This window comes from Bacillus pinisoli (assembly GCF_023036475.1).
GTDB classification, from domain to species: Bacteria; Bacillota; Bacilli; order Bacillales; family SA4; genus Bacillus_BS; species Bacillus_BS pinisoli.
On sequence record NZ_JAJQKI010000002.1, the window covers coordinates 128,792 to 154,062 of the forward strand.

At 37.5% G+C, this 25,271-nt stretch carries 24 protein-coding genes, 23 tRNA genes and 1 pseudogene; 9 read left to right on the forward strand and 39 right to left on the reverse strand.

All coding sequences use genetic code 11. The features are described from left to right. Positions 1 to 28 precede the first annotated feature (28 nt). The 5 genes and pseudogenes from LT143_RS02995 to LT143_RS03015 form a co-directional block, all read right to left on the reverse strand. Complete coding sequence (locus LT143_RS02995; protein ID WP_246939538.1) at positions 29 to 1,339, reverse strand: DEAD/DEAH box helicase; 1,311 nt, start codon at positions 1,337 to 1,339, stop codon at positions 29 to 31. A 57-nt stretch (positions 1,340 to 1,396) separates the two neighbouring features. Continuing rightward, on the reverse strand, positions 1,397 to 3,571 hold the full coding sequence (locus LT143_RS03000; RefSeq protein ID WP_246939541.1) for a DNA topoisomerase III: 2,175 nt from the start codon (positions 3,569 to 3,571) through the stop codon (positions 1,397 to 1,399). A 20-nt stretch (positions 3,572 to 3,591) separates the two neighbouring features. Further along, on the reverse strand, positions 3,592 to 3,768 hold the full coding sequence (locus tag LT143_RS03005) for a hypothetical protein (RefSeq protein WP_246939544.1): 177 nt from the start codon (positions 3,766 to 3,768) through the stop codon (positions 3,592 to 3,594). Between the two features lie 140 nt (positions 3,769 to 3,908). Beyond that, positions 3,909 to 4,043 (reverse strand): annotated as a pseudogene (locus LT143_RS03010) (response regulator); the annotation flags it as partial. 357 nt (positions 4,044 to 4,400) lie between these two features. Continuing rightward, a complete protein-coding gene (locus LT143_RS03015; protein WP_246939547.1) occupies positions 4,401 to 5,336 on the reverse strand; it encodes a DMT family transporter in 936 nt (311 codons plus the stop codon). A 139-nt stretch (positions 5,337 to 5,475) separates the two neighbouring features. Between LT143_RS03015 and LT143_RS03020 the strand changes: the two genes are divergently transcribed. The 5 genes from LT143_RS03020 (at position 5,476) to LT143_RS03040 (ending at position 9,607) form a co-directional block, all read left to right on the forward strand. Then, the gene (locus LT143_RS03020) at positions 5,476 to 6,687 is read left to right on the forward strand and encodes an MFS transporter (protein ID WP_246939550.1); all 1,212 of its coding nucleotides are present in this window, start codon (positions 5,476 to 5,478) and stop codon (positions 6,685 to 6,687) included. Between the two features lie 228 nt (positions 6,688 to 6,915). Continuing rightward, complete coding sequence (plsY, locus tag LT143_RS03025) at positions 6,916 to 7,515, forward strand: glycerol-3-phosphate 1-O-acyltransferase PlsY (RefSeq protein WP_246939552.1); 600 nt, start codon at positions 6,916 to 6,918, stop codon at positions 7,513 to 7,515. A 240-nt stretch (positions 7,516 to 7,755) separates the two neighbouring features. Beyond that, entirely contained in the window at positions 7,756 to 7,944 is a 189-nt protein-coding gene (locus LT143_RS03030) for a hypothetical protein (RefSeq protein WP_246939555.1), read from the forward strand. 91 nt (positions 7,945 to 8,035) lie between these two features. Continuing rightward, entirely contained in the window at positions 8,036 to 9,199 is a 1,164-nt protein-coding gene (locus tag LT143_RS03035) for a CapA family protein (RefSeq protein ID WP_246939559.1), read from the forward strand. 114 nt (positions 9,200 to 9,313) lie between these two features. After that, positions 9,314 to 9,607, forward strand: a complete 294-nt coding sequence (locus LT143_RS03040; protein WP_246939562.1) for a HesB/YadR/YfhF family protein — start codon at positions 9,314 to 9,316, stop codon at positions 9,605 to 9,607. Between the two features lie 7 nt (positions 9,608 to 9,614). Here the strand turns inward: LT143_RS03040 and LT143_RS03045 are convergent, their stop codons facing one another. The 8 genes from LT143_RS03045 to acnA form a co-directional block, all read right to left on the reverse strand. Continuing rightward, the gene (locus LT143_RS03045) at positions 9,615 to 9,926 is read right to left on the reverse strand and encodes a hypothetical protein (protein ID WP_246939565.1); all 312 of its coding nucleotides are present in this window, start codon (positions 9,924 to 9,926) and stop codon (positions 9,615 to 9,617) included. After that, positions 9,926 to 10,351: an acyl-CoA thioesterase gene (locus LT143_RS03050; RefSeq protein ID WP_246939566.1), complete on the reverse strand. Its 426-nt coding sequence runs from the start codon at positions 10,349 to 10,351 to the stop codon at positions 9,926 to 9,928. The genes LT143_RS03045 and LT143_RS03050 overlap by 1 nt, the downstream gene beginning before the upstream one ends. A gap of 12 nt (positions 10,352 to 10,363) precedes the next feature. Continuing rightward, positions 10,364 to 12,679 carry an AAA family ATPase gene (locus LT143_RS03055; protein ID WP_246939568.1) on the reverse strand — a complete coding sequence of 772 codons (2,316 nt, stop codon included), beginning with the start codon at positions 12,677 to 12,679 and terminating at the stop codon, positions 10,364 to 10,366. A 94-nt stretch (positions 12,680 to 12,773) separates the two neighbouring features. Continuing rightward, entirely contained in the window at positions 12,774 to 12,998 is a 225-nt protein-coding gene (gene tlp, locus LT143_RS03060; protein WP_246939570.1) for a small acid-soluble spore protein Tlp, read from the reverse strand. 120 nt (positions 12,999 to 13,118) lie between these two features. Next, positions 13,119 to 13,262, reverse strand: a complete 144-nt coding sequence (locus LT143_RS03065; protein WP_246939572.1) for an acid-soluble spore protein N — start codon at positions 13,260 to 13,262, stop codon at positions 13,119 to 13,121. Between the two features lie 101 nt (positions 13,263 to 13,363). After that, the gene (locus LT143_RS03070) at positions 13,364 to 13,495 is read right to left on the reverse strand and encodes an FbpB family small basic protein (RefSeq protein ID WP_246939574.1); all 132 of its coding nucleotides are present in this window, start codon (positions 13,493 to 13,495) and stop codon (positions 13,364 to 13,366) included. A 134-nt stretch (positions 13,496 to 13,629) separates the two neighbouring features. Then, positions 13,630 to 14,214, reverse strand: coding sequence for a TlpA family protein disulfide reductase (locus LT143_RS03075; RefSeq protein ID WP_246939576.1), 585 nt, complete (start codon positions 14,212 to 14,214; stop codon positions 13,630 to 13,632). A 187-nt stretch (positions 14,215 to 14,401) separates the two neighbouring features. Beyond that, complete coding sequence (gene acnA, locus LT143_RS03080; RefSeq protein ID WP_246939578.1) at positions 14,402 to 17,116, reverse strand: aconitate hydratase AcnA; 2,715 nt, start codon at positions 17,114 to 17,116, stop codon at positions 14,402 to 14,404. Positions 17,117 to 17,365: 249 nt separating this feature from the next. Between acnA and sspO the strand changes: the two genes are divergently transcribed. Further along, positions 17,366 to 17,515 (forward strand): small acid-soluble spore protein O, encoded by a 150-nt coding sequence (gene sspO, locus LT143_RS03085; RefSeq protein ID WP_246939580.1) that lies wholly within the window; start codon positions 17,366 to 17,368, stop codon positions 17,513 to 17,515. A gap of 86 nt (positions 17,516 to 17,601) precedes the next feature. Here the strand turns inward: sspO and LT143_RS03090 are convergent. From LT143_RS03090 to LT143_RS03205, 24 genes are all read right to left on the reverse strand, one after another. Beyond that, positions 17,602 to 17,673, reverse strand: a tRNA-Glu gene (locus LT143_RS03090). Positions 17,674 to 17,688: 15 nt separating this feature from the next. Further along, positions 17,689 to 17,779: transfer RNA gene (locus LT143_RS03095), tRNA-Ser, on the reverse strand. A 5-nt stretch (positions 17,780 to 17,784) separates the two neighbouring features. Next, positions 17,785 to 17,859: transfer RNA gene (locus tag LT143_RS03100), tRNA-Asn, on the reverse strand. Between the two features lie 197 nt (positions 17,860 to 18,056). Further along, positions 18,057 to 18,133: transfer RNA gene (locus tag LT143_RS03105), tRNA-Ile, on the reverse strand. Between the two features lie 14 nt (positions 18,134 to 18,147). Further along, positions 18,148 to 18,221, reverse strand: a tRNA-Gly gene (locus tag LT143_RS03110). A 3-nt stretch (positions 18,222 to 18,224) separates the two neighbouring features. Next, a tRNA-Gln gene (locus LT143_RS03115) sits at positions 18,225 to 18,299 on the reverse strand. Positions 18,300 to 18,312: 13 nt separating this feature from the next. Continuing rightward, a tRNA-His gene (locus LT143_RS03120) sits at positions 18,313 to 18,388 on the reverse strand. 16 nt (positions 18,389 to 18,404) lie between these two features. Beyond that, positions 18,405 to 18,478: transfer RNA gene (locus tag LT143_RS03125), tRNA-Trp, on the reverse strand. Between the two features lie 76 nt (positions 18,479 to 18,554). Next, positions 18,555 to 18,639: transfer RNA gene (locus LT143_RS03130), tRNA-Tyr, on the reverse strand. Between the two features lie 30 nt (positions 18,640 to 18,669). Then, positions 18,670 to 18,745: transfer RNA gene (locus tag LT143_RS03135), tRNA-Thr, on the reverse strand. A 160-nt stretch (positions 18,746 to 18,905) separates the two neighbouring features. After that, positions 18,906 to 18,981, reverse strand: a tRNA-Asp gene (locus tag LT143_RS03140). A gap of 306 nt (positions 18,982 to 19,287) precedes the next feature. After that, a tRNA-Met gene (locus LT143_RS03145) sits at positions 19,288 to 19,364 on the reverse strand. A 49-nt stretch (positions 19,365 to 19,413) separates the two neighbouring features. Then, positions 19,414 to 19,506, reverse strand: a tRNA-Ser gene (locus tag LT143_RS03150). Positions 19,507 to 19,517: 11 nt separating this feature from the next. Continuing rightward, a tRNA-Ile gene (locus LT143_RS03155) sits at positions 19,518 to 19,591 on the reverse strand. A gap of 28 nt (positions 19,592 to 19,619) precedes the next feature. After that, positions 19,620 to 19,693, reverse strand: a tRNA-Met gene (locus LT143_RS03160). A gap of 47 nt (positions 19,694 to 19,740) precedes the next feature. Continuing rightward, positions 19,741 to 19,816 (reverse strand) — tRNA-Ala (locus LT143_RS03165). A 17-nt stretch (positions 19,817 to 19,833) separates the two neighbouring features. Continuing rightward, positions 19,834 to 19,910 (reverse strand) — tRNA-Pro (locus LT143_RS03170). A gap of 7 nt (positions 19,911 to 19,917) precedes the next feature. Continuing rightward, positions 19,918 to 19,994, reverse strand: a tRNA-Arg gene (locus tag LT143_RS03175). A 56-nt stretch (positions 19,995 to 20,050) separates the two neighbouring features. Then, a tRNA-Leu gene (locus tag LT143_RS03180) sits at positions 20,051 to 20,139 on the reverse strand. Between the two features lie 13 nt (positions 20,140 to 20,152). Next, positions 20,153 to 20,227: transfer RNA gene (locus tag LT143_RS03185), tRNA-Gly, on the reverse strand. A gap of 24 nt (positions 20,228 to 20,251) precedes the next feature. Then, positions 20,252 to 20,336: transfer RNA gene (locus tag LT143_RS03190), tRNA-Leu, on the reverse strand. Positions 20,337 to 20,343: 7 nt separating this feature from the next. After that, positions 20,344 to 20,419, reverse strand: a tRNA-Lys gene (locus LT143_RS03195). 191 nt (positions 20,420 to 20,610) lie between these two features. After that, positions 20,611 to 20,686: transfer RNA gene (locus LT143_RS03200), tRNA-Val, on the reverse strand. Positions 20,687 to 21,130: 444 nt separating this feature from the next. Beyond that, the gene (locus tag LT143_RS03205) at positions 21,131 to 21,391 is read right to left on the reverse strand and encodes a hypothetical protein (protein WP_246940360.1); all 261 of its coding nucleotides are present in this window, start codon (positions 21,389 to 21,391) and stop codon (positions 21,131 to 21,133) included. A 285-nt stretch (positions 21,392 to 21,676) separates the two neighbouring features. Between LT143_RS03205 and LT143_RS03210 the strand changes: the two genes are divergently transcribed. Then, positions 21,677 to 21,802, forward strand: a complete 126-nt coding sequence (locus LT143_RS03210; protein WP_336296588.1) for a small acid-soluble spore protein P — start codon at positions 21,677 to 21,679, stop codon at positions 21,800 to 21,802. Here the strand turns inward: LT143_RS03210 and selA are convergent, their stop codons facing one another. Continuing rightward, positions 21,803 to 23,206, reverse strand: coding sequence for an L-seryl-tRNA(Sec) selenium transferase (selA, locus tag LT143_RS03215; protein ID WP_246939586.1), 1,404 nt, complete (start codon positions 23,204 to 23,206; stop codon positions 21,803 to 21,805). Positions 23,207 to 23,407: 201 nt separating this feature from the next. Here selA and LT143_RS03220 point away from each other — a divergent pair, with 201 nt between their 5' ends. Next, positions 23,408 to 23,788 (forward strand): Hsp20/alpha crystallin family protein, encoded by a 381-nt coding sequence (locus LT143_RS03220; protein ID WP_246939589.1) that lies wholly within the window; start codon positions 23,408 to 23,410, stop codon positions 23,786 to 23,788. 39 nt (positions 23,789 to 23,827) lie between these two features. Here LT143_RS03220 and LT143_RS20700 read toward each other — a convergent pair whose 3' ends face one another. After that, complete coding sequence (locus tag LT143_RS20700) at positions 23,828 to 24,061, reverse strand: Rdx family protein (protein ID WP_418909797.1); 234 nt, start codon at positions 24,059 to 24,061, stop codon at positions 23,828 to 23,830. 140 nt (positions 24,062 to 24,201) lie between these two features. Between LT143_RS20700 and selD the strand changes: the two genes are divergently transcribed. Then, on the forward strand, positions 24,202 to 25,257 hold the full coding sequence (selD, locus tag LT143_RS03225; protein WP_246939592.1) for a selenide, water dikinase SelD: 1,056 nt from the start codon (positions 24,202 to 24,204) through the stop codon (positions 25,255 to 25,257). Positions 25,258 to 25,271 lie beyond the last annotated feature (14 nt).

Consider the following 25,271-nt stretch of genomic DNA (forward strand, 5'->3'; position numbering starts at 1 on the left):
CAGGATTACGAGAATCCTGGCTTTTTTCCTACTTATGGTTTGATTTCGTTGTTGATCGACTATTTCCTTTTTTAGATACCCGTGTACCCATTATTGACTTAGATTTTCTGCCTGAACGAGTTTCTTTTTGATTTGATCTAGTTTTCTTTGAGCTCCCAGGATTACTTTTCTTCTGATTAGTAACTCTCTCTTGATTATCATTTCTACCTGTTTTTTCAGTATGTTGCACCTCTTTTACTAATGTTCTTTTTGGGAGGGTCAAACCTATACCTTTTTCGATGATTTTTAGTTGTGAAAAGTCCTTTGGAGTTACGAAGGTAATTGCTAACCCTTTACTTCCCGCTCTCCCAGTTCTTCCAATTCTGTGTATATAGCTATCTACATCTTCAGGTAGATCATAGTTAAATACATGGGTAACACCTTCTACATCAAGACCTCTTGCTGCAACATCCGTTGCTATTAGGTATTGAATATCTGCTTCTCTAAAACGGTCCATTACCCTTTCCCGCTTTGGTTGAGAGAGATCTCCGTGAAGAACGTCGCAGTTATACCCGAGTCCCTTTAAATTCTCATAAAGCTTATCTGCTCTTCTTTTCGTTCTGCAAAAAATGACGGCAAGGAATGGGCGATGTTCGTCTATTATTTGACAGAGAGAGGCCTGCTTTTGGCGATCAGTCGTCTCATAAACGAGTTGCTTAATTTCATCAAGTGTTTTGTGTTCCTCCGCTATCTTTACTGAGACCGGATTTCTTAAATATTTTTGAGAAACCTTCTTTACTTGATCTGTTAAGGTCGCTGAAAAAAGCATCGTTTGTCTAGTACTTGAAGTCTCACTAATAATAGTTTCAACCTCGTTTATAAAGCCAATATGAAGCATCTGGTCCGCTTCATCTAATACCAGCATGCTAACGTTTTGTAGTTCAATAGTTTCTCTTCTGAGATGATCTAAAATTCTACCCGGTGTACCGACTACAATATGAACATTGCCAGCCAATCGCTTTAGTTGTCGCTCAACATCTTGTCCACCATAAACAGCTAGTACATTGATTTCTTCCGATTTATACTTCTGAAATTCATTTGTTATTTGAATCGCTAACTCTCGAGTTGGAGAAACAATCAATGCCTGAATGTATCCTTGGTCTATATTGATTTGATCAAGGATTGGGAGGATAAACGATATCGTTTTACCTGTTCCCGTTTGTGCCTGTGCCAAAACATCTCTCCCTGCTAATATATGTGGTATGGCTTGTTCCTGGATAGGTGTAGGCACCGCAATACCATTCTTTTTTAATGCATGTTGTAGAGGTTGACTTACCCCTAATTGGATAAAATTCTGCAAAGTATTTCCCTACTCTCTTTACTTCTATACGATTATTGTCACCAAAATTTATTCAATTTATTTTACTTGAGTTGTTGCTTCTCCTTGGCCAAAGAGAAATGTAACTTTTCCACTACTTTCTCCCAGCTGTAATTTAGCATCAAAAACCTTGTCTCCCTTTTTAAACCCTTTTATATTGTCTGTTTCACCAGACGTAAGGAGCTTTTTAACTTGGTTGGTTGTTAATTTCTTTCCTAAGATTACTTTGGAAATGGTAAACGAGCATTTTGTCGCAGAATAGTTGGAACATCCGTAAAACTGCCCTTTGTCTAGTACTTTTCCATCACAAAGTTTACAACCACCGACTGTTGTCCCTATACTAACTTTACTAGCAACACGTTGAATAGACGTTGTATTTAGATCTTTAAAATCCCATTCCGTCGAAGATGAAATGGCATCCTGAATAATTTTCTCCGATAATTTTTTGGTTTGTTCCATAAACATTGTCGCAGAGGCCTTACCTTGTCCAATTTCCGATAGTCGCTGCTCCCATTTTGCTGTCATCTCCGGAGAAGCTAAAATCTTATCCCCGATGGCACGAATTAATACCTTACCTTTGTCTGTTGCAAATACTTGATTCTTCTTTACTTCAATATATTTACGATCTTTAAGCATCGTAATAATACCCGCTCTTGTTGCTTCTGTCCCAAGACCTTCTGTTTTCATCAAAACTTTTTCAAGTTCTGAGTCCTCTAGGTGCTTCCCAGCAGTTTTCATAAGGGTTATTAATTGTCCCTCTGTGTATCTCTTAGGTGGCTGAGTTTTCCCTTCCTTTACCTTAACTTTTGAAACGATTCCAGCTTCACCTTGCTCAACTAGCGGTAGGATCGTCTCCTTATCTTGATCATCCTGAAAGATTACCTTTCGCCAGCCCTCTTGGATTTGCTGCTTTCCTTTTGAAATAAATTCCGCCCTATTGTCTACTAATGTCACAATCGTTGTATAGTCAAACACCGCATTTTCATAATGGGCCGCGAGTAACTGACGAATCACTAAGTCATACAATTTTTGTTCATCACCTGACAGTTTAGCTGGGTCAGTTACTTGTTCTGTAGGTATAATAGCATAGTGATCCGTTACCTTTTTCTCATTAACATAGCGTTTATTATGTTTGATAGATTGAACTGGCAATGGAAAGAGATCCTTGTACATATCAAACTGACTTAATTTATTTAATATTTCCGGAAAGGTATCAGCTTCTCCCTCAGTGACAAAGGAAGAGTCAGAACGTGGATATGAAACAATTCCTTTCTGATATAACTGTTGCAGAACATCCAGTGTCTTCTTTGGGGAAAACTTATATCGTTTATTAGCAGTAGCCTGTAGAGAGGAAAGGTTAAATAAATAAGGAGGCTGATATTCCTTTCTTTCTGTCTGCATCTCCTTAACCACTGCTTCCTTTTTCTCACAAAACGCTGCGATTTTCTTTGCCATTTCTTCATCTTTTAGTCGAGAGTCCTGTTCTTTCTGCCACTTTCCCTCATAGGTCTTGTTGTTCATTTTAAACGTAGCTAACACTTCCCAGAATGGTTCTGATTGAAAGGCCTCAATTTCATTTTCCCTTTTTACAATTAGTGCCAGTGTAGGAGTTTGTACTCGACCTGCAGAGAATACATCTGACATTCCTTTTTTCTGCAAAAGTATACTGTAGACTCTTGAAGCATTCATTCCGACGACCCAATCCGCACACGCCCTCGTATATGCTTCATAAAAAAGGTTTCTTGTCTTATCTTCAGTTAGAAGTTCCTGAAAGCCAGAGTATATCGCTTTTTTTGTTAAGGAAGAGATCCATAATCGTTTCATTGGTTTTTTGACACCGACGGTATGAATAATGTTTCTTACAATAAGCTCCCCTTCACGTCCAGCATCCCCCGCATGAATAATCTCAGTTACTTCTTTTTTGGTTAACAGACTTTTTACCACCTGAAACTGCTTATATTTAGATCGTTCAACTTCATATTGAAATTTATCTGGAATAATGGGCAAGCGTTCTAATGACCATTTTTTCCATTCAGGTTTATATTTCTCTGGTGCTATAAGCTGACATAGATGCCCAACTGCCCAGGTCACATACGCTCCTTTTGGGAATATTTCATTCGGATGAATCTCAATGTATCCTTGCTGTTTTTTTGATTTAAAAGGTGAAGCAAGCATTGCTCCTTGATCTGGCTTTTCTGCGATAATTACTTTCATGTCTTTCTCCTTGCTGTCTCTTATCCTAGGTATTCTTCAATTAGTTCGTAATTTAATTGGAAAGGTAAATAAAGTGGGTCCTGTTTATTTTGCTGAGGATTAGCGGTGTGAGGTTTTCTAATTTGTTCCTGAGGCTTCTTCTTTTTTTCCTCTAGATACTCAAAGCCTTGATTCATTTCCATGATCATTTTTTCCATATGTATTCCCTCCTATTTTAACATTATAGCATTTTCACGATCTACATATGATGGTTATTTAAAATATATAGTAATCCATTTCTTAGAAAAGAGTTCGTAAAAAATCAAAGCAAGAACACCTTGCTTTGATTTTGTTATTACTTCCTTAATATAACAATGGTTTCTAGCCCATCAGCTGCATGAACCACATTCAAGCCTTCATTTCTCAAGTAAATCTCAAGTGCATCTCTAATTTCTTTTTCATCGTCTACGACTAAAATTGTATAAGGGTCCATCTTATTCACCTTCCAATTGGAAACTAAAGCTATTATAGCACTCCCCTCCTTTTCTATTGGTAGTTTTTATTATGAACAGTGTTTATGAAGAAAATAGTTTCATAAATCTTAAGATTTTCTTAATAGTGGATTTTAGGACTTGCATGTTGGCTCGTGTAACAACTTAGCTTCTACTAAAGTTGACATACCGACGAAGAAATGAATAATATCGACTAAATTTTTATTTTATCTAACAGATCTCTCTATGTATCTAACACATTGTAAAATTTATCAACGAGTTGACCCTATTTATTAACAAAATCCTTATAACACAAAAAAACCACAGTACAATACTGTGGTAGAACTCAAACTAGTTATTTACTTTCCTACTGCTTTTTCAGGGAATTGCTTTGGACTCCCAATACCCTTTAAACGAAATTTGACTGCACCTGTTCCTAAAATAACGCCACTTATGATAAAGGCGAAACCAATAATATGTTTTGCATATATTTGTTCTCCTAGAAACAAGAAGGACCCAACTACCGAGAAAAATGGGCTTAAGTTAATAAATAAAGAGGTGGTACCAGCCCCAAGTTTATGAATGGCATAATTGTATACCATATGCCCGAGTCCCGTTGCAATGATTGCAGATGCAAGGAGAACACCCCAAATATAAACTGGAACTTCACTAAAGACAATATTCTCACGTGATTCTGTAAAGAAGCTAATGACGATGAGCATGATAGAACCAAAAACAAGCATCATTCCTGTCATTTGTCGTGATTCAATGTTAGCCGTTAATTTCTTAATTAATATAAAGCTAACTGCCTGTGTAATGACTCCTCCAAATACATACAAATCGCCAATTGATAGATCGTTTAATCCGCCATTTTTATTCATTACAATAAGATAAACACCAATAAGAGCCAATAAAATCCCTAGTGATTTTGTTACGGTCAACTTCTCATTTAAGAAAATCATCGCTAAAATAGACGTGCATAATGGAATTAATCCTAAAATAAGCCCTGCATTTGTAGCAGAAGTACTCATTAGACCTAAAGCTAAAAATAGGTGATGACCGACTACCCCTACAATTGATGCAATTAATAAACCTACAATATTTGAAGAAGATACTTTTTTAAGACTTTTAGAAAGCCATAATATAAGAATAACAGAAAGCCCCGCTATCAAAATACGAGTCCCTTGCATTAATGCAGGAGGAAAATAACTAACGAGAATTTTAATTGCAGATACATTAAAGCCCCAAATTACCATTAGCCAGAACAGTAATTGATACAGCACCCATTTTGACACAAAAAAACCTTCCTTCTCTAAAGGTAGAATAAATCTAACTTTACCAACATCCTTTAAACAAGTAAAGAATTTATTCTTTACAATAACTAACAAATAGTAGTATGTTTGTAAAGTTAGTTTTCGTAAGGAGAGATTAAATTTGGGACCGCAAGAAAAATCAACAAGTGTATTAAAAACATTTCTCTTTTTCTTTCATGCCACTGGTTTTGTCATTACTAGCTTCCTATCTTTATTTTTGATTGATAAAGGATTGTCTCCTACCCAATTAGGATGGATATTAGCGATTGGCCCTATTGCGTCACTCTTATCCGAACCAATTGCAGGGTATATCAGCGACAAATATAAATCTATTAAGAGAGTGATTCTCATCAGCGGTATCGGGATGTTAATCACGGGATTTATCTTCTTTCAGCTTGACCACTTTCTAGGTTTTGCAATTCTTGCCTACTTCTTATTCTTTTTTATGGCCCCTATTGGAGCATTGGGAGAGAGTCTTGCACAGAAAACAGCGAATCAACTTGAAGTTTCATTTGGTAGCATAAGAATGTGGGCATCCCTTGGTTTTGCCATTTCAAGCATTGCAACTGGGTATATACTCAGCTTTATCGGTATTGAAAATATCATGGTACCCTTTCTATTGTTTACCATTATTTTTTTAGTCAGCAGTTTTCGTCTTCAAGATGTTAAAGCATCAGATAAGCCTGTTCAACTATCAGATGCGTTTCAATTAATTCGAGACTTAAGGTTTGTCTTGTTCTTACTAGTAGCACTAACCATTACCATTGCACATAGAGCAAATGATGTTTATTTGAGTGTGTTCATTAAAGAACTCAACGGGGATGAAATGATGATTGGCTGGGCTTGGTTTGTAGGGGTATCTGTTGAAGTATTTGTTTTCGCAATCAGCCATCTTTGGTTTAAAAAATTTCATGAGCTAACCTTTATCATGATTGCCGCTCTGTTATATGGAATTCGTTTTATCGGCATGTCCTTTGCTACAAGCCCGATTGAATTATTCTTTTATCAACCTTTACATGGAATTATATTTGGGATATTTTTTACAGCTTCTTTCTCCTATGTAACAAAGATTGTGCCTCTCGAATTACAATCGACAGGACATGTCCTGCTTGTTTCTGTCTTTTTTGGCTACTCCGGTATTGTAGGTGCGTTAGCTGGTGGAACGATTATAGAAGAGCAAGGTATTCATTTTCTTTATTTAATGTTGGGTATAAGTTCTCTGGTAGGTTTAGTACTACTAATTTTCTATAGGTTTATATTTCAAGGCGGTACACGTTCTTATATTGTGAACCTTAAATCTAAAACCTTGGTTGAGTCCAAACTCTCACGATAGGCAGGAAAGATACTGAGGATATATTATGTCTGGTGTACATTTACTACTAAAAGCAGTGGACTTCAGGTACTGAAGTTTCACTGCTTTTTTATTCTTGAAGTAATACGTTTTAATTATTGTCCCTTCCCCCTTCCATCCTACTTAAACTTGGGCTAAAATAAAATAGTATTTCATATGATAGAAGAAACAAAGTCCATTACATAAAACTAAACAGAGAGGAGACACAGAATGCTTGTTGGAATTGTTATCATCCTTGCCTACTTAATAGGATCTATCCCTTCTGGATTAATTGTTGGAAAACTAGGTTATGGAATCGATATTAGGGAACATGGTAGCGGCAACTTAGGAGGTACAAATACGTTCCGGACGTTAGGAAAAAAAGCAGGATTTACTGTTACGATAGCTGACATCTTAAAAGGAACGTTGGCTACTGCCTTACCCTTCATTTTCGGAGTGGACCTTCACCCATTATTAGTTGGTACTTTTGCGGTCATTGGACATATGTATCCTATTTTTGCAGGCTTTAAAGGTGGAAAAGCTGTCGCTACTTCTGGAGGAGTCCTACTTTACTATAGTCCTGTTTTATTTATTACGATGGTATTAATTTTTCTTATTTTACTTTTACTTACAAAATACGTTTCATTATCTTCCATGCTAACTGGTGTGTATACGTTCGCTTTTAGTCTATTCAAACAAGACATACCTCTGATGATTGTTGTTGGAGTATTAGTCTTTTTTGTATTCTATAGGCATCGAGCAAATATAAAGAGAATACTAAATAAAACAGAACCTAAGGTCCATTTATTTGCTAAAAACAAAAAACCTTAACAAACTCAGCATCCTACTTAGTAGGGTGCTTTTTTTAGGAGCAAATAATAGCCTAACACATCAAAAAACTAAATAACATGAAACTTTGTCCCTTCTTATACTAAAAACCCAATTGCTAATACAGCAATTATGGTTCTTATAGTCTGTTATTCTTCCCGTTTCTAGTAATCATGAGGATGTTTTATAAATTTTGGGCATACAATATCTACAATATCTATTTTCGGAAGGAGGAAAATTGTCATGAAGAATAACCGTTCAAAAAATCTAGTATATGAGGTAGAAGTATCCAATACTCAAAACCAAGAAGAGTTTGCCCTCGAGTTATTTGAACTTATGGAAGATGCAACAACAAAAACCTCTCATCGAAGTATACGTAATTTTGATGAGTTACTGGATTGGAATGAAGAGTTTGAATCTGGGGAAAAATAGACATAAAAGTTATACAATTTAAAATTATTGGTACATTCTGTCTTATTTTGTATAATAGTAAGAGATAGATGAGAAAAAGGAGTCCATTGTTATGAACAAACGAACCTTACTAATTTCTATTTCGAGTTTAATATTACTTTCTACTCTCTTACTGTTTTGGTTTAACCAAGCACCTTCAGAATCTCCTACTCCATTGTCACTCAGTCAACCACATGTCCTAAAGAATCAACAACTTTCAGCTAAGGACTTTAAAAGTACCGCTACCCTAACAGCCATAGGTGACATACTCATCCATAGCCTAGTCTATAATGCTGCTAAAACAGGAAACAGTTATGACTTTACCCCTATGTTATCAGAAGTAAAACCTTACTTAACAAGTGCTGACCTTACATTTGCTAATCAAGAAACGATGATAGGTGGAAAAGAGATTGGATTGTCGACTTATCCTACTTTTAATAGCCCATTTGAACTAGCGGATGCCTTAAAAGACAGTGGTATAGATATTGTTTCTATTAGTAACAACCACACGCTAGATCGCGGTGAACAAGCTCTGTTAAATGCAACTAATTATTTTAACAAGATCGGTATTCAATACACTGGAGCATATGCTTCAGAAGAAGATAGTAAAATAATTCGAACTGTGAAGAGAAATGGGATTACATTTTCTTTTCTTGCTTATACGTATGGTACAAATGGAATTCCAATCCCTAAAGAGAAACCTTATATTGTCAATCTAATTGATCTACCCAAAATAACAAATGATATAAACCTCGCTAAAAAAATCAGCGATGTTGTCGTAGTTAGTTTACACTTTGGCAATGAATATCAACGTATGCCCAGTGAAGAACAAAAACAAGTAGCTAAGCATGTAATAAGTGCAGGTGCAGATCTAATTCTGGGACATCATCCTCACGTTTTACAGCCGATGGAATGGGTGGAGGCAGATAATGGCCATAAGGGATTCGTCGTTTACTCCCTAGGGAACTTCCTATCTGCACAAAAATCAATATACCGTGAAATTGGAGGAATTTTTACGATTACTACTCGTAAAGAAGTGAAGAATGGTATTACAACCATTTCGTTAGATAGTCCCTCTTTCATATCAACATATGTCTCAAGAGCACATAATTATAAAGTGATCCCTTTAGAAAAGGCAGGACAATATGGTCTATCTGGTGCTAAAGGTATCTATGATAAAATCACAAATCATATGAACCAGTTCCTTACTAATACAAAAATCGCTCAATCAGATTGAACTTGAGCGATTTTTAGTTGGAGTGTTCATTTTCTTTCCTACGATTGAAAAGTTTGTGTAAGCTCCACTGATTATTTATAATATAGCTATCATTACTCTACAAAGGAGCTAAACATGAAGCTAACCATTGATGAAAAAGCAGCGAGCTGGTATATAGATGAATTGCATTTAAAACAAGGTGATTATCTTCGTTTTTATGTACGTTACGGTGGTCATGGAACCGTCTTAGCTGGGTTCTCTCTAGGAGTCTCTAAAGATGCTCCAGAGGAAATTGGTAATAGTGTAACAATAAAAGGCATTCATTTTTTTATTGAAGAAAGAGACCTTTGGTATTTTGATGGACACAACCTACATATCCAATTTAATGAAAATTATTTAGAGCCTGAATTCATGTATAAAAAGCCGTAAAATACCATTACGGCTTTTTTAATTGAAATCTCTCTAACTGGTTGTTTATTCCTTCCTTAACTAAAATATCGATCTGAGTTTCACCAATTAAATCAAAGTGAGGATACTTCTCTCGCCTATGTATCCATTCTGGTTGTAATCCATATTTCTTACCCCACTCTATTAATAAATCTAGATTAGCGCTCCCTGCTTTTGTGACAGTCTTAATTTGTGGATATTTAGGATGGAGCCAGTAATGTGTTAGAAAAACAACTTCGCTTCCCTCCAATACTTTAAGTTTCCATTCTTCCAACTCTGTGCGCTTAATGCCAAATGCCATTATACCTCATCCTTAATTCGAGCTTGTAAATAAGCTTCATGCCACTTTGGGTATGCCTTCCTAAATGGGATTGGACGGAAAGTATCTTTCTTTACACAAACATGTGTTGAACGAGCAGTTACGGCCAATTCTCCTGAAGGGGTTAATATTTCGTAACCATAAATTGATCTGAATCCATCATACTCCGCAATCCATGTCTTAACAGTCGCTGTTTCACCATATTTTAATGGTTTTTTATATGAAATTTGCAAGTCAAGCACCGGTGATACAATTCCCTCTGATTCTAGCTCTGCATAACTAAAACCTAAATCCTTAATTAATCCTGTTCTTCCTATTTCCATCCAAACAAGGTAATTTGCATGATATACAACTCCCATCTGGTCGGTGTCCGCATATCTTACTTCCACTTCTCTTTTTGAAATCATATAGAATCCCCCTTAAGATATCGGGTAGAAGGATAGTCCCTCCTCCATATCCTTTTCATTTATTATCGAAAATTCCTCTTCCTTTATATCTGTTTGTTCCATAACCCTTGCAGCCTGTATTTGTAATAACTCGTCTACGAAATTAACCGCAAAACGGGCATTTCCTAAAACTTTTTTAGTGTTTATAAATTCTTCCAAAGCCTTTATTGCTTCTCCAGTCAAATCGTACTCATATTGTTTCACACGCTGGAGAATGATTTCTACCATTTCATCAGCAGTATAATCAGGAAAGTGGAAAAACTTTTTAAATCTTGATTGCAAGCCAGGATTGCTCTTTAACAACTCATCTATCTCTTTTGAATATCCGGCTAAAACGATCACCAAGTTCTCATTATGCTTCGTCATCTCTTCCACAATGGTATCTACAGCTTCTTTACCAAAATCATTAGAGGATCCAGCTTGTAATGAATAAGCTTCATCAATAAACAATACTCCACCCAGAGCTTCCCTGATTTTCTTTTTTGTTTTTAAAGCAGTCTGCCCGACATAACCAGCAACTAGATCTGCTCTTCCTGTTACTACTAAATGACCTCTTTTTAGGAGACCAGTCTCTTTTAACATTTTTGCGTATATCTTCGCAACAGTTGTTTTCCCGGTACCAGGATTACCACTAAACACTGCATGTAATTGAACAGGAACAGTCTTAAATCCTTTTTCCTTTCTTACTTGTTGTAGCTGCACAAAATGTTGTATTTTCTTTATTTCTTCCTTTATTCCCTCTAGGCCAATTAATTCATGAAGCATTTGTTCTGGCAACAACTCTTCTGATATTACTTGTGTAGGTAATAAATCATTCTTTTCAAGCAAGGTAAGATCAAAACTATCAGCATCTTTTAATTCAATGGTAGCACCTTTTTTAAAGATTGAATCTAATATAATGTTTTTAACCGTACGAGCATTTCCAAAGCTTTCATCGACACGTTCTTTTTCAATACGAGTCTCTAGCTCTATTAAAGCCTCCTCTGTCATCATATAGTCATTATCTGAAGCAACCTTTTTTGCTATTTCAAGCAGTTCCATATTTGTATAATCAGGCAAGTGGATATGATTACTCTCTGGAAAACGACTTCTTAATCCTGTGTTTGCCGTTAAGAACTGCCTCATCTCTTCAGGGTACCCCGCTAAAATAACAGCAAATTTCCCAACATATTCGCCACTTGTCATTAAAGAGACAAGTGCATCTATAGCGGTTTGTCCATAATCATTTGTCGATTGACCCTCTCGTTTTAAGCTATATGCCTCGTCAATAAATAAAACGCCTCCGAGTGCTCGATTAACTGCAGCTTTTACATTTTCCTCTGTCTGTCCGACATACGCTCCGATTAAGTGGGATCGATCCACCTCAATCACTTCAGGCTTTGTTAAAACACCAAGCTCAAAGTAAATTTTCGCTAACATCCTAGCTAAAGTTGTCTTTCCAGTTCCCGGATTACCGGTAAATACCATGTTAAGGCTCATTTCATCCTTCATGGTGAATCCTAATTCCTTACGTTTTTTTTGATATTGTATGTATTGTGAATGTTGATATACTCGATTCTTAACTTGCTTCATACCTATCATTTGTTCTAGCTCTTGTAAGCTAGAGGTATTAGCTTTCACTCGTTCCTCTTTTTGATCACTTTGTAGAAAGATTTCTTTAAGTTTGCCAATTTCCTCAAGTGTGCTCTTTATTTCATCAAGGTGGACCGAAGTATGAAAAACCCCACTAATAGATGAGTAATACTCATCTGATGCTTTAAGGAGTTTATGAACATGATTACTCAACTCACTCGAGATATGAAGCCAGTGGGCTGCTTGTTCACTCAATTCTTCTTTATCATTCATGAACTCATCTAACTCAGCTAACATATCATCATATTGGTCAAGATAATTCCTGCAACGGTCAATATATTCTTCAGCCAACTTTCTTTTCGACGTTCTATTATCGGCTTCTCGAATAAAGGGGAATTGTAGCTGCTTAGGTAGAGACTTCAATGAAGTATAGATAATTTGGTCATAAAATGCTTTTAAATAATGATTTTGCGGATCCAATTCACGAGCCCGCCTCACCCATTCCATCGTAAGGTCATCCATCTCCTTACGACGAAATGTTCTAGATTGTGCCAAAAGAAGTAATAAAATTGACTCTAATTTTGGGTTAGGTATATTTTTTAGATTTCTTATACCTTGGATAACTAAACCTTCATCTTCTATGTAACCTCGATCTTCTAACTCTCTTTGCCATAGCTCTATTTTCTTTTCATCAACAAGTATTTGTTTTTTTATCAAATTTATCACCATTTCTATCATATCACTGTACAGTCACTCATGTGAAAGAAAATGACCAAGCTCTGTGCTTGGTCATTTATGTAGCAATGATCGTTTATTTGTTATGGCGAGCTTCATCTTTTACTTCATTGCGGAATGCATCAATGCTGTCACGTCGTCTCTCATTTTTTGCTTCAATATTGGCACGGTCCTTTTCATTAGAAAACTCCATTGTTGCTTCTGCTGCTTCCATATTCTCAATCGTGTTATGAATCATTTCCTGCAGCTTTTCTACATTATCACTTCTGTCGTCTGGATTTGGTCGTTGATGATTTGTCATTTTCTTTTCCTCCTTTAATGATATCAGTATTACAAAAATATTGTTTCTATTTATGGGGGTGTTTATGTGTTGTTGTGAAGAACAATTTTATGTAGTGTAGGGACAAGTTGTCCCTATACGTTACTCACCTTTTGTCTGGATTACTTGAGCATGTTCTCCAGATTTATCTTGAAACTTCTTCCCTTTGTTTCCACTGAATCCTCTTGGTTGAGTCCCTAAGTGACTAGGAACATAATGCTTAGCATGTTTTTTTGGATTTCCCATATCATAATCCCCCCTTAACGCTACTATTTGCTTTATTTAATCGACCTATACAGAAAAAGAAGCTGGTAGGTTTACCCGCTTCTTTTTCTGTATACAACTGGTTATTCTGCTTTATCTAACCGTTTTTGTTCCAATCGATCTTCAATACGTTCTAATGCCTCTTTGTCATTAAGTAACTGTCTTTTATTTTCAAGGACTAGTTCCTGAAATGAGCGTTTTTTGCTTTTTCTCATTAAAGGTCACCTTCTTTCTATATTTGTTTTATTTTTTTTATTCCCGAAAATAGCATGAATTATGCCAGTTTTGCGAAAATTTTATTAAAATAAAACGACAACGAAAAAAGCAACAAAGAAAGATCTCTGTTGCTTTAATCAAGAGAATTAACCATTTCCTCCATTTTCTCAAGCGTTAAAGGTCCAATAAATTTATATTGAATCTCGCCATTTGTATTAATGAAAAAAGAGGTAGGTAGTGTTAATACTTTATAACTCTCCCCAACCTTTCCTTTTTGATCCAATAATACAGGAAAAGTATAGCCGTTCTCTTCAATAAATTCTTTAACTACTTCATCACTTTTTTCAGTATTACGTAAATCAATCGCTAGAACCATAATATCAGGATATTTCTCATGAAATTCTTGTATTTCCGGCATTTCGTCTTTACAAGGCGGACACCAGCTTGCCCAAAAGTTTATAAATACTTTTTTACCTTTTAGTTCAGAAAGTCTCACACTCTCTCCAGATAACGTTTGTAGTGAAAAGTCAGGCGCAACCTGATTGACTAGATCACCTTTATTTATAACTGCACCTATTTTTTCATTAGGGTTAAAAGGATTAGTTTGAGCAATTTCAGACGAATCTACTGTTTCAACAAGATGCTTGGCCCATACTTGAGTATAAATGGTATATCCTATTAGTCCAACGAGAATACCTATGGCTAGAAATCTTTTCATGCTCTCGTCCTTTCTATCGACTTTTAACATTATGGGTAGTTCGGTCTATTATAGCTTATTCTCTGTATGCTTCATGGTGAATAGTTCTTTCTCTTATTTTATCATGGTTTGTCCCATAATCCTATTGAAAGGATGCGTTCTGTATCCAACAAAAAGAAGAGCTACAACTTGTAGCTCCCCTTCTTTATTAATTTTCTTTTAACTTATCACGAAGTACCATTTGGAGAATTCCACCATGACGGTAGTAATCAACTTCTACTTCACTATCGAAACGTACAAGAACTTCAAACTCTTTCTTGTTACCATCTTCGTCAGTAGCAGTAACTTTCGCAAGATCACGTGGCTTTACACTTTCATCGATTTGAACTTCGATTGTTTCCTTACCAGTTAAACCAAGTACTTCAGCATTTTCACCCTCTTTGAATTGTAGAGGAAGAACTCCCATGAATACTAGGTTACTACGGTGGATACGCTCAAAACTTTCAGCAATAACAGTCTTAATACCAAGTAGGTTTGTACCTTTTGCTGCCCAGTCACGAGAAGATCCCATTCCATAGTCATTACCAGCAAGTACAACAAGTCCTACACCATCTTGCTTATACTTCATACATGCATCATAGATCGACATTACTTCGTTTGTTGGCCAGTAAGTTGTAAATCCACCTTCTGTACCAGGAGCAATTTGATTCTTGATACGGATATTTGCAAACGTACCTCTAGTCATAATACGGTCATTACCACGACGCGAACCATAAGAGTTAAAGTCACGTGGTGTTACGCCCTTTTCCTGTAGGTAGCGTCCAGCTGGAGTGTCCTTACCAATTGAACCAGCAGGTGAAATATGGTCAGTTGTTACTGAATCACCAAATTTACCAACAACGCGTAAGCCTTTAAGTGGTTCAACAATACCTGGCTCAGCTGATAGCCCTTCAAAGAATGGAGGATTTTGGATGTACGTTGAATTCTCATCCCATTGATAAAGAGCATCTTCAGTCGTTTCAATTTCATTCCAACGAGCGTTATCATCAAATACTGTTTCATATTCTTTACGGAATAGGTCAGGTGTAACAGTATCCTTAACTAATTGGTTAATTTCTTCAGTAGTTGGCCAGATGTCTTTAAAGAATACATCATTACCATCTTTATCTTTACCGATTACATCATTTTGAAGGTCAACATCTACAGTACCTGCAAGAGCATATGCCACTACTAAAGGTGGTGATGCAAGGTAGTTACCTTTTACAAGTGGGTGAATACGTCCTTCGAAGTTACGGTTACCAGATAATACAGAAGTAACAAGAAGATCATTCTCAGCTACAGCTTTTTCAATCTCATCAGCTAATGGACCTGAGTTACCAATACATGTTGTACATCCGTATCCTACTGTATTAAATCCTAGTTTCTCTAGGTAAGGTAATAGACCTGAGTTTTCTAGGTAACCAGTTACAACCTTAGAACCAGGTGCTAAAGATGTTTTAACGTACTTTGGTACTTCTAACCCTCTTTCTGTAGCCTTTTTCGCAACTAGACCTGCCGCGATAAGAACATATGGGTTAGATGTGTTTGTACAGCTAGTAATCGCTGCAATTGCAACAGCACCAGTCTTCATTGTTGTTTCGTCACCATTATTGAACTTAACAGTTACTTCTTTTGTTAAGTCAGTTGGCAGTAGTCCGAAACCTTGATTTCCTGCAGGAGCTGTAAGAGCTTTATTGAATTCCTCTTTCATCAGAGAAAGTGGGATTAAATCTTGAGGACGCTTAGGACCTGAAAGATTTGCTTCAATTTGAGAAAGGTCAATCTCTACTACATCAGTAAATGTTGGTTCTTCCGCATCAGCAGTAAAGAATAAACCATTTGCTTTAGAATATTGTTCAACTACATTAATTAACTGTTCATCACGACCAGTTAGACGTAAGTATGAAAGTGCTTCGTCATCTACTGGGAAGAATCCACAGGTAGCTCCATACTCAGGTGCCATGTTAGCAATTGTTGCACGGTCAGCTAGTGGTAATTTAGATACCCCTGGTCCGAAGAATTCAACAAACTTGTTAACAACACCTTTTGCACGTAACACTTGAGTAACTTTTAACGCTAAGTCAGTCGCTGTCGTACCGTTTGGAAGATCTCCAACTAACTTAACACCAATAACTTCAGGAACTGGGAAATAAGAAGGTTGTCCTAGCATTCCAGCTTCCGCTTCAATACCACCAACACCCCATCCTAAAACACCAATACCATTGATCATTGTTGTATGTGAATCTGTTCCAACTAAGGAATCTGGGAAAGCTTCAAATTCGCCATTTTCACCTTCAACCGTTTGAACAACACTAGCTAAGTATTCTAAGTTAACTTGGTGAACGATACCAGTAGCAGGAGGAACAGCACGATAGTTATCAAATGCTTTTGTTGCCCAGCTTAAGAAATTATAACGCTCAGCATTACGTTCAAATTCAAGGTTCATATTAAAAGCTAATGCATCTGCAGTCCCTGCTCTATCAACTTGTACAGAGTGGTCAATAACTAGATCCACTGGCTTTTCTGGATTAATCTTTTGAGGGTCTCCACCAAGATCAGCCATTGCTTTTCTTAGAGATGCTAAGTCAACAACTGCTGGTACCCCAGTAAAGTCTTGAAGAATAACACGAGAAGGCTTAAACGGAACGTCTACTTCCTTCAATTCATCAGTACCCCATTTTGCTAGGTTCTCAACATGTTCTTTTGTAATCACGCGCCCGTCATATTGACGTAAAACGGATTCTAATAAAACTTTGATTGAGTAAGGTAGACGGGATACGTTACCAATTCCCGCATCTTCAAGGGCTTTTAAGTTGTAATAATTGTACTTCTTTCCATTCACCTCAAAAGATGAACGTGATTTGAATACATCGTTAGTAGCCACGAGTATTCCCCCTTTTCATTCTTTAATTACGGATAGCGTTTTCTTTTGAATTATCTTTCAGCAATCCTTCTACAACTTTACCTTCTAATCTTAATACAAGTATATACATAAGTAAATAAAAAGAAAGTTATGGTTTGTTATAAGAATTTCTTATAAAAGATTATAATGGTGCCTGTCACTTGTCGAATTTTCTTTACCAACATATTTTTAACTTAGATGACTCATTATATAAGTATGGAGGTGAGGAAGATGGCAAAACGTAAATCAAATCACGTCATTCCTGGAATGAACGCAGCTAGTGGACAAGGAATGGGTGCAGGGTATAACGAGGAGTTTCAAAATGAACCATTAACTGCAGAACAAAGACAAAATAATAAGAAACGAAAAAAGAATCAATAGACACTATCTACACGAATTATTAGTAAAAACCTACATTTATGCATAAAAAAGGCACTGTGTACACAGTGCCTTTAAAATTTCCTTGATGACCCATACGGGATTCGAACCCGTGTTACCGCCGTGAAAGGGCGGTGTCTTAACCGCTTGACCAATGGGCCTAATTAATATGTTCCTGGCGGAGAAGGAGGGATTTGAACCCTCGCGCCGCGTAAACGACCTACACCCTTAGCAGGGGCGCCTCTTCAGCCACTTGAGTACTTCCCCAGATATGGCTCCACCAGTAGGATTCGAACCTACGACCCTTCGGTTAACAGCCGAATGCTCTACCGCTGAGCTATGGTGGAATAACCTAATAAATATTTAAGAAATAGCAACTACTGGAGCGAACGTCCCGATTTCAGAATGCTAAATCAAGATGTCACACAATCGGTACGCTGAAGCCTATTCCAAGAAGTCAATTCAATCGTGCTCTACCGCTGAGCTATGGTGGAATAATTTAATCAAAATATGAAAAGTTATTTTCGCTATCGCGAAAAAACTCTGGTGGGCCTAAATGGACTCGAACCATCGACCTCACGCTTATCAGGCGTGCGCTCTAACCAGCTGAGCTATAGGCCCATTAGTATGCTAATTGGAGCGGGTGATGAGAATCGAACTCACGACATCAGCTTGGAAGGCTGAGGTTTTACCATTAAACTACACCCGCAAATGGCTGGGCTAGCTGGATTCGAACCAACGCATGACGGAGTCAAAGTCCGTTGCCTTACCGCTTGGCTATAGCCCAATATTTTTTAAAATGGGGCGACCGAAGGGAATCGAACCCTCGAATGTCGGAACCACAATCCGATGCGTTAACCACTTCGCCACGATCGCCATAATATTATTCTATTGGCAGGGGTAGCAGGAATCGAACCCACACCAAAGGTTTTGGAGACCTTCGTTCTACCTTTAAACTATACCCCTATTTATATTCATATTTTCATAAGTGACAATTTTTCGCTGTCACGTTATTGATAGTTATTTTCGAAAGCAAAAACTTTGGTGGAGGGGGACGGATTCGAACCGCCGAACCCTGAGGGAGCGGATTTACAGTCCGCCGCGTTTAGCCACTTCGCTACCCCTCCATATAGTAATACAGCATTTTAAAGTGTAGCTGGTGCCGGCTATAGGATTTGAACCCACGACCTACTGATTACAAGTCAGTTGCTCTACCAACTGAGCTAAGCCGGCATATTAAAGAAATATACTAACTATTATTTATTGCAAGTACTTGTCGTCCCAATCTCAGAAAGCTGAATCAAGAAGCAAGTTCCATTGGTACGCTGAAGCTTTTCTCTGGAAGTTATTCCCACGTGCTCTACCAACTGAGCTAAGCCTGCATTACAAAAAATGGCGGTCCCGACGGGAATCGAACCCGCGATCTCCTGCGTGACAGGCAGGCATGTTAACCGCTACACCACGGGACCATTTCAGAAAAATAATGTGATCTATGCAATTTATTACTACTAGTACAACTGTCCCTTCCTCTAAAGGAAAATTCAAGGATGTGAATGCGTCGGGACAACTCGAAGTCTTTTCTTTGGAGCTTCGCTCGTCGCTACACCACGGGACCATTTCAGAAAAATAATGTGATCTATGCAATTTATTACTACTAGTACAACTGTCCCTTCCTCTGAAGGAAAACTCAAGGATGTTAATGCGTCGGGACAACTCGAAGTCTTTTCTTTGAAGCTTCGCTCGTCGCTACACCACGGGACCATTTCAGAAAAATTTGGTTGCGGGGGCAGGATTTGAACCTACGACCTTCGGGTTATGAGCCCGACGAGCTACCAGACTGCTCCACCCCGCGATAATAATATATGAGTCATGTTAAGATCATACCAATACTTGATAAGATATGGCGGAGGAAGAGGGATTCGAACCCCCGCGCGGTTTAACCCGCCTGTCGGTTTTCAAGACCGATCCCTTCAGCCGGACTTGGGTATTCCTCCATAAATGTATATGGACCTTGTAGGACTCGAACCTACGACCGGACGGTTATGAGCCGTCTGCTCTAACCAACTGAGCTAAAGGTCCAATTCTTATAGTTATTAGTATTGGTATATAGCGGCGGAGGGAGTCGAACCCACGACCTCACGGGTATGAACCGTACGCTCTAGCCAGCTGAGCTACACCGCCATATTAAGATGTAAAAAGAGTAAGTTATTTTGCACCGCAAAATACTTTGGTGGAGCCTAGCGGGATCGAACCGCTGACCTCCTGCGTGCAAGGCAGGCGCTCTCCCAGCTGAGCTAAGGCCCCAATATAATATATAGTAATGGTCGGGAAGACAGGATTTGAACCTGCGACCCCCTGGTCCCAAACCAGGTGCTCTACCAAGCTGAGCCACTTCCCGTTATACATGGCGCGCCCGAGAGGAGTCGAACCCCTAACCTTTTGATCCGTAGTCAAACGCTCTATCCAATTGAGCTACGGGCGCTAATATTTTGCTGCCGCCAGATATTATGAAAAGTTATTTTGCTGCCGCAAAAAACTTGGTGCCGAGGACCGGAATCGAACCGGTACGGTAGTCACCTACCGCAGGATTTTAAGTCCTGTGCGTCTGCCAGTTCCGCCACCCCGGCAATACAAAGCTCTTGGAGCGGAAGACGGGATTCGAACCCGCGACCCCCACCTTGGCAAGGTGGTGTTCTACCACTGAACTACTTCCGCAATGAATTTGCATATTTATAGAATTGGTGCGGATGAAGGGAGTCGAACCCCCACGCCATAAGGCGCTAGATCCTAAGTCTAGTGCGTCTGCCAATTCCGCCACATCCGCGTATAAATGGTGAGCCATGAAGGACTCGAACCTTCGACCCTCTGATTAAAAGTCAGATGCTCTACCGACTGAGCTAATGGCTCATATAAATGAGTATGTTCAAGCAAAGTATTTTGTAGCTAAAAACGACCAAATCTCAGGAAGTCTCGCAAGCAGTGGCTCGATTTGTTCGCTGATGCTTATTCTTAGAAGCATATTCTGTCGGGTTCTACCGACTGAGCTGAGCCGACGAAAAAACTATAGGACAGATATTTTCACTAACGTGAAAAATCTATGGTGGAGGATGACGGGATCGAACCGCCGACCCCCTGCTTGTAAGGCAGGTGCTCTCCCAGCTGAGCTAATCCTCCAGGCTTATAAGTTAAGATGTAAAAGTAGCGAGGTTATTAATATACCACCTTTTTGATTACCAACTCAAGTTGTACTTTTTTCCAGTGAGTTTAGGTAGTAATTCTTTAATCTAAATTTCTTACTCTCATTTAATGTTATCAGCGGAATATCAATATACCATCTTTTATTTAACTGTTCAAGCTGTATTTTTTACCATTGAAATTAGTATTTAGTATTGTTGTTATTTACTGTTTTCACATACTCACTCGCTTCATGAGCGGAATATCAATATACCATCTTTTACTTAAGATGTTCAAGCTGAATTTTCTTCCAGTCAACTTGGTACTTAGTAAGATTTATCACACTCGCTTCATGAGCGGACTCTTAATATACCATGAACTTTTAAAATATCTCAATATGATTTTATTTCCATTAAAAGAGATAGCTTTCCAGCTATCTCTTCTTTATTCCTGACTATTAATATCTTCAACAATCGAATTTAAATCATCTTTGAATTGTTGCAGTTGCGGGCGCTGAGTTTCAGAAGCTACTTCAAGAGCATTTGATATCTGTTCATAAGCCTCGTTAACTTCGTTTTTTAAATGTTTAAGTTGTGACCCATAATCTCCGCCTGTTACTTCCATGTTCTCATAAACGTCTTTCGCCTGATGAGTTCCTTGTTGAGCTGCTTGAAAAGCTTGTTGTTTGTTTTTATTGTATGGCATGTGGCTCTCTCCTTTTTTTGTAAAGGCTCTTTTCGCATAAATTGTTGCTTTCATAATAATCCCAAAAGCCATATTTTACTTCTAGGAAGTCGCTACTTTCTAAACAATCAATATTATTTTATCGACTAGAATAACCTTAACTTCAGTTAAAGTGGTTAAAAAGCAACAAAGTTTTAGAAAAGAGGCTTTGTAAATGTTTCTTTATTAGTTTTTCAACGTTTTTAAAAATGATGCGGAGAATAAAAACAAATTATTATTTCATCCTAATTGATAAGGAGGGATGCAATAATGGCAAAGAAACCACACAGTAAAAACGAAAATACAAGTCAACCTGAACCGTTAAGCGGATCTAAAAAGGTAAAGAACCACAATCATACTCGCCAAAAGAATAACAAAGGGCACGATATGTAATTAACCCATTTGGTGTAATCTTTTAATGATATCATCGATTTCCGATGATTGAATGGTTCTAAAGTCGAAAATAACTTGATTATTTCTGACTCTCGTTACAATCGAAGGATCGTTTAGACGGAGCTCCTTACTCAGGAGCTCTGCGTTTTTAATTGGATGAGTAAGAGTAACAACATATGTAGATAATTCTACATCAGGCATCGTACCTCCTCCAACCTGGGAGACATCTTGTTCTATAGTTAACTGGTACTTGCTAGAATTTAATAATATTGATTTAAATTGTTCAGCTTTTTGTAGAATCTCTTCTGGTTTAATTAACATATCACGAATTACTGGAATTTCCATCATTTTTTCAGTACCTTTTAAGTAAGCTAAAAGCGTTGCTTCTAGTGCTGCAAATGTGAGCTTGTCCACTCTTAACACTCTTGCTAACTGGTGCTTTTTCAATTTATCTATTAAAACTTTTTTACCTGCAATAATCCCAGCTTGAGGACCCCCAAGTAATTTATCACCACTAAATGAAACAAGATCTGCTCCTTGTTTCAATACTTCACTAACTACAGGTTCATCTCCTATTCCATGCTGTCTAAAATCATAAAGGACTCCACTACCAAGGTCCTCATAGAAGATAATTTCTTCATGTTTCCTTGTTAAATCTAATAGTTCATCCGTAGTTACACTCTTCGTAAATCCAATTGTTTTAAAATTACTAGTGTGTACCTTCATAATCATTTTTGTTTGTTCAGTTATCGCATCCTCATAATCGTAAAGGTGAGTTTTATTTGTCGTCCCTACTTCGACTAAATTCGCCCCACTCTCTTCCATAATAGATGAGATTCGGAATGAACCACCAATTTCAACAAGCTGGCCTCTAGATACGATTACCTCTTTATCTTTAGCTAATGCTCGGAGTATTAAATAAACTGCAGCTGCATTATTATTAACCACCATTGCTGCCTCTGCCCCTGTAACCGAACGAATTAAGCCTTCTATAATATCATGGCGAGAACCCCGTTCACCCTCTTCAATTCTATACTCTAAATTGGAATAGTATTTAGCAATATCCATAACATGCTGTATGGCTGGTTCACTTAAACGTGCTCTACCAAGATTGGTATGCAGAATAGTTCCTGTCGCATTAATCACTTTCCTCAAGAAGTACTGGCTATATTTCTCACCAGCTTTTGTTAACTGATCAAATAAGTAGGAGATGAGGGACTCCTTGGTCGCATTTTTCTCTATCCAATTCCCATTTAATAAATTTTGACGAAGAAGATGTATTTCTTCTTGTAATAATTGAGTTAATTTTTCTTGTTGTAATTCGGTCTTCTCTAAAATTAATGTAAACTGTTCATGTTTTTGTAGCTCATGAACAGGAGGTATAAATCTAAGATATTCTTTCACGTTCTTTCCTCCGTTTTAACACAAGGCTGATTTCATATAGGTAAGTGCTATGATAGATTCATTAATACTATTATAAAGTGGCTTCTGCCCTAGCACAAATAAACGATATCAGAAAACACATCATTTATCCTATATAAAAGTCCACACGATTATATGGGTATACGAATATTTTAATGGTAACAACAAGTTGGAGGGCTTGTCATGAATGATGAAACTAAAGATGATATATTGCTTGAAGTGGACGGAGTAGAAGAATGGATGGCTCAGTTTGTCATGGATCCATTTTTCGACGGGAATATTGATGGCTTTCGAATGGACTTGTTTGAAACAGATTCTTCCTACATTATTGAAGCAATTGTTCCTCAATATAGCAAGGATAATATCACAATAAAGGTTGTGAAGGGTGGCCTTCATGTAATATTTAAAAAGTTAAACAAAAACACTACCCGGTTCATAACTCTTCCTTTTTCTTTATGCAGGAAAAAAATTCAAGCAACTATTAACCATGATCGCCTTGAAATATGCATCCCCAAAAAGGGAAAAAGAAAAAGAAAACCGTACCGGACCATAAAAATAAATTAAAGGAAGGCGCCAAATGTTGGTGTCCTTCCTTTATTTTGACTATTTTTGTAATTTATTAATTATTTCAGTTGTATCAGGAAACTTACCAACTTCTAGTTTTGAATAAATCTTTTCGCCATTTACTGTAACTTCAAAAGCTCCGCCTCCAGTAGGCACTAACTCGAGACTCGTTATTTCGTGACGGAAATGTGTAAATAATTCTTCTGCGAAACTCGCAGCTTTAGGCGCATAGTTTCACATCATGCAGAATTCAACTTTAATTTGAAAGCTCATTATATTTTTCCTCCTTAAGTAGTTTCTGTCATTTATTGTAGTACAACTTCATAGTGGAAGCAAAATTTTCACACTTGAAGCGTGATATTTGGAAAAAAAAACATAAACGAGATATACTAATTTTCAGGAGGTGCTTGTTTATGTCAAACCAAGAAAACGTAAGATTAACTCAAATGTCCTCAAAAGCTGGTTGAGGATGCAAAATTGGTCCAAGTGACCTGGCGCAAGTGTTGCGTCAATTACCTGAAAGAGAGCATGATCCAAACCTTTTAGTTGGACTTGATACCTCTGATGATGCTGGTGTATATAAATTAACAGATGACATAGCTATCATTCAAACAGTCGATTATTTTACACCTGTAGTAGATGATCCTTATATGTTTGGTCAAATTGCTGCTGCAAATGCATTAAGTGATGTATATGCGATGGGTGGCAAACCAAAAACTGTTATGAATATTGTAGGATTTCCCATTAAAGAACTAGGTCCTGATGTTTTGGCTGAAATATTAAAAGGTGCAGCAGATAAAACAAAGGAATCAGGCGCTCTAATAGTTGGAGGCCATTCAATCGATGACAAAGAACCGAAATTTGGACTTTCTGTTACTGGTTTAATACATCCAGACAAAGTATTAAAAAATGTTGGGGCAAAGCCTGGTGATGCTCTCGTTTTAACTAAACCTATTGGAGTCGGTATATTAACTACTGGTGTTAAGCGAGATGCTGTCACACCTGAACAACTTCAAAAAGTAACAGAAACTATGGCTAGTTTAAATAAAGTGGCTGCTGAATGCTTAGAAGGACTAAACCCAAATGCGGGTACGGATGTTACTGGATTTGGTCTTTTAGGTCATGCAAGTGAAATTGCAAGAGGTAGTGATGTTAGTTTAACACTTCATTTTGATCAAGTTCCTTTATTGGATGGAACAGTCGAGTTAGCTGGTAAAGGGATTATACCTGGAGGAACAAAATCAAATTATGAATGGTTAAGCGAAGCTGTTGAGTATAGTGATGAACTAACTGAACAAGAACGCTACATCCTTTGTGACGCAGTTACTTCAGGTGGGCTTTTAGTAAGTTTACCAAAAGAAGAAGCAGAGCTTTACGTACAGAAACTTCACCAAAATGGTATTGCTGAGGCTGCTATCGTTGGAGAAGTGACAGAAAAGCGCGAATGCTGCTTATACGCAGAAAGATGATGCAAAAAACAGAG